Consider the following 6,304-nt stretch of genomic DNA (forward strand, 5'->3'; position numbering starts at 1 on the left):
CCCCAACTTTTCCGCTTGATCCTAACTCATCCCATCAAAACGCAACATTTCCCGAAATATCGAACCAAGCAACTCTCTTTTTTTCAATACATCACAGGCCTCATAAAACGAACTGAGCTTAGAAAGTGCCTCAATTGCCTGCAAAAGCATCTTATCGACACTCGAAAGGTTCGAGTTTTGTACCTTCGCCTCCGTCAGCTCTAGTTCCAGCCGCTTAATTCGGTCTTCACTGCGTATTTCAACGAAACTGGTCAGTCCGTTTCGGACCAAACTGTACGCGAATTTGACTGCCGGGCAATTGCCTAAATTGTTCCTTTCCCTCTGAACGCATAGGATCACCAAGCTCAAATTTCTCTCCTCTGATAAGCTCCCATCTTAACCGAGTTCAACAGGATATCAGCCCCTTTCCACCGGGTCAATAAAGCATCACACCAGGAGAACACAACTAAACACCTTCAAAAAGACGCCCTGAGACGCTCAAAACCTATCTAATAGACCAAACATCATATCAGATGCGATTTTATCGCCTGAGCCCTTATTCTGGTCTGAACTTAAAAAATTAAAAGTGATTACTCCCAGAGAAAAGTCTGATCCATCGATCAGCGCGTACAGTTTGGTCCGGAAAAGACTGTACAGTTTGAAGCGAAATAGGGTGTCAGTTTAAACGCGGAATGAGTGTACACTTTCGCCGAAATACCCACACTGTACACAGGATATAAAACCAATTGACCTGGCCCGAGCAATTGTAACTGTAGGGAAGTCAAGCTGGAAGGATGTTTTTAATTCAGGAATTTACCGAATAGCTGAACTAATCTGTAAAGCACTTGCTTTTACAGATCTTGATCATGGACATTTAACTTTACACAAAAGATTTCATGACCTTAATCAAAGTGAAAAGGCGACAATCTCATATTACTTCGGACAAGGCCTAACAAAACTCTACGCAGAAAAACATTTTAAAATTAAATGGTTATTCCATGTAGATGATTATTCAAGTTCAATTCAATTTACTACACGCGGAATCGCTAATTCGAAGATAATTATTGGCAATACAAAAAAAACAGCCTATCGGCCAGATCTAATTGGGATTAAAAAATCAAACATTTCACACATATTTGAGGCGAAAGGTAATTCAAGTGGTTACGATTTATGTGTTATGCAACATGCAATTAATCAGGTTTCGCAGATACTTACTTATAATGGATTAGCTCCAGAAACTAGAGCCGCGTGTTACTTTGATCTTTCACGTACACCAATAAAAGGAATTATCATTGATCCAGAAGGAGATGAAAATGGGATTGACATTAAATTTGATGAGGAATCGGCCATCCGAAAATATTATTCCTTTTTCATAGAGAACAGTCAACAATTCTCTAACAATATCCGATATGGGGGATACGAATTCCTGACTACTCCTGTTGGAGTACCTCAATTATTTTTTGGTTTTGATAAAAGGTTACTTGAATTAAAACCTTCAGAAATTTTATCCAAGGGGCTTTATAATGATGATGGTTTTTTTCCAACAAATGATAATTTGCCATTTCGAGAAGTCAGCTTAGGGCTTGACGGAATAATTTTAATTGATGGAACTTTAAATAGTTACAATCTATAAGACACATGAAATTGAAATAGGAATTTGTATCTTTGACTTGATAAGGATTGTAGTACTTTGAAATCAATTTTTCAAGTTTTGCAGGCTTTGAATAGTAAGTAATTTAAGATCCGGTCTATTGTTCCAATTGCGTCATTCGTGCGCCCTAGACTTTTAGACTAAAACATATCTGTAGATCAACGGGTTAAGAACACAGTTCGATTCTCGCCCCGAGTACATCAAAAAAATCGAACAAAAACCTTTCAGAAATGAAAGGTTTTTTTGTTTATAAGTGTCGCTAATAAGGCACGTTATCTTTTCTCAATTTGAGTATCACATTCTGGATCTGTGGAAAGATGAGGATGATAACGACGACACAAAGCACCCCAAGCAGCATCCAGTCGTAATAATCTCTTGTGGCACGCGCAAATACCTGTTCTTTTACAAAAAAATTAAAATAGCCGTTGGAGGCTCCTTTTGCGATATAACTGTCGTTCCCAGCAGTAATGTACACCTGGTGGATATCCTGCAAAGTAACAGGTAGCTGTGGGTTGGTATCAGTTAAAGTTTCCCGAACCTTTTCCTTAACCGCAGACCGGGTGTATAACTGAAGTTCGTTGCTAAAAGCTAAACTGGCAGCAAAACCGGCAAACCTGGCAAATATCCCAACCAACGAAGCATTAAATGCTATTTTCGGCGGTGCTGCAGCAGTAGTAAAAGAAACGATAGGCACAAATAAAACGCCTGTGGCAGCACCATAGATAAACATAGGCAGGATAAAATCGGCTGTTTCGCCCTGATCTGAAACAAATACCACCATGTATAGATAATATAGGGCCATAATGCCAAAACCGGCCATTATAATTCTGATCAGATTGTAGCCCAGCAATACAAAACGGGAAGCCACAAACATACTGATAACGGTTCCTAAAATCACAGCAGTCCAAACGGGAATAGTATGGAGCGGATCAGTCCCCAAAATTGTTTCCAGATATCCGTAAGTAAGTCCGGTAGTTCCTTTGAAGATATAAAAAACAAAAAGCAGCAATAGGCCGATAACAAAATTCCCTGTCTTAAAAATTGATAAATTTATTAATGGACGTTTTAATGCCAGTTCTCTCCTTATAAACAGGCACAATACCATTAGGTTGAAAAGGATGAGTAAAAGTATGGTAGAACTACCAAGCCACCCCAGCTGCCTGCCATATATTAAAATGTAGCCCAATGAGAGAATAAAAACAGTATAAAACACATAACCGATCCAGTCTACCTGGTACAGGGGAACTTTTTTATGGATCCTGGCTTTTCCATCCATAGTGATCAGTACAATAACTGTGAGGGCAAGCAGCAGTACATTTAAACCATAAAAAAGCCAGTTGAAATCAAAAAAATGAAGTACAATACTGCAATAAATGGCATAAAGAGGCACCGATATCTGTATTCCGGCATACATAATGGAATAACCGATAACCCTTGCCCTGGTGGAATGTAAACGCGGGAATATCAAATTCAGCACTATGCCCGACACCAAGGCACAGGTAATTCCCTGCAAAAACTGGCAGATGATAAAAATTGACCAATTTCTAAAGTGGAAGCAAATGAGTGAACATATTGCATTAAGTGCAAATGCGGTTAACAGATAATTCCTGGATGCAAAATATTTCACAATACGGAAATCGAGCGCTAAAAAGGCAACCGTTGAACCATATATTACAATGGTACCGTACTGCACATCGGTAGGTTGTACTCCATAAAAACCAATTACCGTTACCGGATTGCTGTAAAGCGCAAAACTGTATAAAAAGGTCATCAATATGGCGAATATCACTGATCTTGCCAACCATTCTGATACCCAGGGCTTAAAAACAGGGATTTTATGTGTTTCCATCGTTAATCTTTTATCACGTAAACATTGGCATTCATGCCGGCAGAAAGCCGGGCAAGTTTATCCGGAATATCGGTTAGTTTAATCCTTACAGGGATACGCTGTATAATTTTCACAAAATTGCCTGTGGCATTATCCGGCGGAAGGAGGGAATAACGTGATCCGGTAGTTGGAGAGAGCGATTCTATTACCCCGTTAAACAGTTCGTCAGGAAAAGCATCTACTTCCACACATACTTTTTGTCCCGCCTTAAATGTATTAACCTGGGTTTCCCTGAAATTGGCAATTACCCATTTTTCTTCTGCTGTGTTAACCAGAAAAGCCAATGTTTGTCCCGGCTGGATCAATTGCCCTTCCTGGATGGTCTTTTTACCCAATAACCCGTCAAAAGGTGCAGTAATCACGGTATACTTTACATCCAGTTCCTGTCTTTCGAGCATCGCTTCCTTTATCCTGATTTCTGCCTCTATGGCCGATCGCTGAACTTTTATGTCGTTTAATTTCGATTCCGATACATGGAGCGAAGCCATGGCCTGCGCATAATCGGATTGAATGATAGAGAGCGATGTGGCTACATTATCAAATTTCTGGGCGGTGGTAGATTCCTCGGCAAACATATTTTTATACCGCTGGTATTCTTTACGCTGCTGATCCAGTTTGGCCTTTGCTCCCAAAAGCTGTGCTTTTATAACCTCAATACTTTTTTGCTGGGTCTGTTCTCCGGCATTGAGTATGGGCAGTTTCGCCCTCGAAGCCATCAGTTCTGCCTGGGCCGCTTCTTTTTTCAGCCGGTATTCATCAACCTCTATCAGCGCCAGGGTATCTCCTTTTTTCACCTTTTGATTATCCCTGTAATAGATCTTACTGATATAACCACCTACTTTTGCATTTACCGGCGATAGATAAGCATCTACCTGGGCATCGTTGGTTTGCTCATAAAGATAACTTTTCCAAAGGTAAACGGCAGCCCAAACAACCATACCTGTAAACAAAGTGATTCCAAACCACCTGGTTATCGTAACTATAATTTTATCCATTCTATTTTTATCCATATTTTTTTTTTATAATATTCCTATGATGGCAAGCAACCTTATGTGACTGAGTTTTAGCGCCACTTTCGAAGCTGTGAGGTTAAGGTTGGCCTGGAGAAGCATGTTTTCTGCATCCAGAAGATCTGTTAAAAGTGATTCCTGGTTCAGGTAACTGTTTCTGATTACCCTTACCGTTTCCGTATTTTCGATTATATTTTTTTCGGCAATCCCTACTCCTTCCCTGGCCTGCAGCTCCTGTAAATAAGCTTCCCTCACCTGAATGCTGATCTCCTCTTTTTTAATACCAGATTTTATATTCTGCTGCTCGCCCACATTAAGGGCATTGGCGATTGAATGTTTAGCTTTAAACAGGTTATCGATAGAGAACTGCATCTTTATACCTGTTTGTCCATAGCCCCACAGATCATTTGAATAGGGATAAAACGATACCTGTGGATAGGTGTAACCATAGGTTGAATACAGCGAAACCTTTGGCAACAGGGTAGATTTAGCCTGCCTGATATTCAATTCACTCAATTTGATATCACTGCTGGCCACTTTTAACTGTGGCGACTGATTTAAAGCAATGCGGAGATAATCATCGTATACCGAATCTATGGCAGGCTGAAGTGCGATATCTTTTTTGTAGGGTATTTCCAAACTTCGTCCATCATCAAGTCCCATGAGTATATTCAGGCGTTGTTTGGCCAGTAAAATTTTCTTGTCAACATCAGATAGATTTAATCCGAGTTCTGACAACTTAACAGAACTTCTTAAAACATCGCTTTTGAGTACAATACCGTTTTTATTCAGATTTTCGATGAGGGTATGCTGCTTTTTTTTAGCTGAAATTTCGGAGGCAATAAAATCCCTGAACTGCAGGAATTTATAGAGGTCGTAATAGGCCACAGCAGTATTGTATTTAATATTACTGCGCTGCAGTTCTACTTCATGGCCCATCCTGTCTGCCTCTGTACGCTTGATTTCAACATTTCGCCTATCTTTACCGCCATTGAAAAGATTGAGGTTAAAATTATAACCCAGGTTATAACCATAATCCGAAACCGGCACATCCTGCGGAGCCGAGAACAACCCCTTATCGTAAATGAGGAATTTCGTATTAAGTTTCAGGTCGCCTCCGATATTTAGATCGGGAAGAAGGCGATCTTTAGCCTCCAGAACGTTAATCCTGCTTTGTTTTAGGCTTAAATCTGAAAGTTTAAGCTGTTTATTCTGGGATCCTGCAATTTTCCAGACATCCTCCAATGTAAAAAGATGTGAACTGTCGGCTACCTGTGCCTTTACAGCTTGTGCACTTAAGAACAATATCGTTCCTAAAAATGCCATTGATTTATAATGTTCCATTTTAAATCCTCTGATCAATTTTTTATAATGATTTCTTATTTCCATTTTTTCAGGATAGATAGTAACGTTTCAACTGCTGATGAAAAATCCATCATCGGAATGAGCGGATACACATAGGCCGAAAGCAGGTGGCAATTGAGCAGGCTGAATACATCTTTGGGCTGTGCTGTTGTGCGATCAGCATATCCATTATTTTTGTTATCGCTATGCTGGAGGTTGTTTTTGTTTATTTCCTTATCCATAATTAATGCTGTTAAAAAAATACATTACAAAACTACCGGCAGGCGCATTTTTCGGTTTTATATAATCAGCCTAAAATTTGCTAATTTTGGCCAATGGAAATTTTAAAGGAGCTGATTGAAACCGTTGATAAAAATCCCGATTCGATTTTGGTGATGCGCCAGCAGACAGAGCAGCGGCTACCGGCACACC

General features: G+C 39.8%; 5 protein-coding genes. 1 reads left to right on the top strand and 4 read right to left on the bottom strand.

Features of this window, described 5'->3' with window-relative positions; all coding sequences use genetic code 11:
* Nucleotides 1–1,156 precede the first annotated feature (1,156 nt).
* A complete protein-coding gene (locus B2V92_RS25110) occupies nucleotides 1,157–1,612 on the top strand; it encodes a hypothetical protein (RefSeq protein ID WP_293313276.1) in 456 nt (151 codons plus the stop codon).
* Nucleotides 1,613–1,889: 277 nt separating this feature from the next.
* Here the strand turns inward: B2V92_RS25110 and B2V92_RS25115 are convergent, their stop codons facing one another.
* Genes B2V92_RS25115 through B2V92_RS25130 form a run of 4 tightly spaced genes read right to left on the bottom strand, consistent with a single transcriptional unit; the run spans nucleotide 1,890 to nucleotide 6,114 of the window.
* Complete coding sequence (locus tag B2V92_RS25115; RefSeq protein ID WP_293313278.1) at nucleotides 1,890–3,479, bottom strand: MFS transporter; 1,590 nt, start codon at nucleotides 3,477–3,479, stop codon at nucleotides 1,890–1,892.
* A gap of 2 nt (nucleotides 3,480–3,481) precedes the next feature.
* Entirely contained in the window at nucleotides 3,482–4,513 is a 1,032-nt protein-coding gene (locus tag B2V92_RS25120) for an HlyD family secretion protein (protein WP_293313280.1), read from the bottom strand.
* Between the two features lie 24 nt (nucleotides 4,514–4,537).
* Nucleotides 4,538–5,872 carry a TolC family protein gene (locus B2V92_RS25125; protein WP_293313282.1) on the bottom strand — a complete coding sequence of 445 codons (1,335 nt, stop codon included), beginning with the start codon at nucleotides 5,870–5,872 and terminating at the stop codon, nucleotides 4,538–4,540.
* Between the two features lie 35 nt (nucleotides 5,873–5,907).
* On the bottom strand, nucleotides 5,908–6,114 hold the full coding sequence (locus B2V92_RS25130) for a hypothetical protein (protein ID WP_293313284.1): 207 nt from the start codon (nucleotides 6,112–6,114) through the stop codon (nucleotides 5,908–5,910).
* Nucleotides 6,115–6,304: the final 190 nt, after the last annotated feature.

The organism is Pedobacter sp. UBA5917 (genome assembly GCF_002432345.1).
Classification (GTDB): Bacteria; Bacteroidota; Bacteroidia; order Sphingobacteriales; family Sphingobacteriaceae; genus Pedobacter.

Bases quoted from the DNA above. Each gene is read 5' to 3' on its own strand.
- B2V92_RS25110 (WP_293313276.1), top strand. From the start codon at position 1,157: ATGCAACATGCAATTAATCAGGTTTCGCAGATACTTACTTATAATGGA.
- B2V92_RS25115 (WP_293313278.1), bottom strand. From the start codon at position 3,479: ATGGAAACACATAAAATCCCTGTTTTTAAGCCCTGGGTATCAGAATGG.
- B2V92_RS25120 (WP_293313280.1), bottom strand. From the start codon at position 4,513: ATGGATAAAATTATAGTTACGATAACCAGGTGGTTTGGAATCACTTTG.
- B2V92_RS25125 (WP_293313282.1), bottom strand. From the start codon at position 5,872: ATGGAACATTATAAATCAATGGCATTTTTAGGAACGATATTGTTCTTA.
- B2V92_RS25130 (WP_293313284.1), bottom strand. From the start codon at position 6,114: ATGGATAAGGAAATAAACAAAAACAACCTCCAGCATAGCGATAACAAA.